The 532-nt window shown below is 76.5% G+C and carries 1 protein-coding gene and 1 pseudogene; both read right to left on the bottom strand.

Annotated elements, in window-relative coordinates; translation table 11 throughout:
• Nucleotides 1–219 (bottom strand): annotated as a pseudogene (locus G3I71_RS50650) (hypothetical protein); the annotation flags it as partial.
• On the bottom strand, nucleotides 219–532 hold a 314-nt coding region (locus G3I71_RS46385; protein ID WP_369335585.1), incomplete at its 5' end, for a type II secretion system F family protein. The pseudogene G3I71_RS50650 and the gene G3I71_RS46385, both read right to left, overlap by 1 nt.

Genomic DNA, 532 nt, shown 5'->3' with positions numbered 1-532 from the left:
CACCAGGACGCCGCCAAGACCGGCCCACGCCGTGACCGCCGCCCCGCGCCCGGGTTTCCACCGCGGCCGGCGTCGCCCCTGTTCCCAGCGGAAGAGGCTCGCGATCCTGCGTCGCGCCGCCCGGCTCCGCAGTCCGGCCCACAGCGCGGAGGTCGCCCACCACACCAGCGCCGCCAGACAGCACGCCGTCCCCAGCCTGTGGACATCCGGCCCGTCCATCACCGCTCCCCCGCCCGTACGATCCGTCGGCACCACAGCAGCCCCGCCGCCTCCAACACCCCGCCCGCCGCCAGGCAGCCCCACCCCATCGGCGAGTGCAGCAGCACGCGCAGCGGGTCGGCCCCCAGCCCGGTCCCGATCAGCAGGCCGACGAGCGGCAGCAGCGCGAGCACGACCGTCGTGGACCTGGCGCCCGCCAACTGGGCTCGCAGCGACTCCTCCCGGTCCCGTTCGGCCCGCAACGCGCCTTCCAGTCGGTCCAGTCCGGCCGCGAGGCCGGCTCCGCCGTCCACTGAGACACGCCAGCAGGCGG

Source organism: Streptomyces sp. SID12501, assembly GCF_010550245.1.
Classification (GTDB): domain Bacteria; phylum Actinomycetota; class Actinomycetes; order Streptomycetales; family Streptomycetaceae; genus Streptomyces.
The sequence above is the reverse complement of the archived record's forward strand: the minus strand, read 5'-3'. Positions and strand labels throughout refer to the sequence as shown.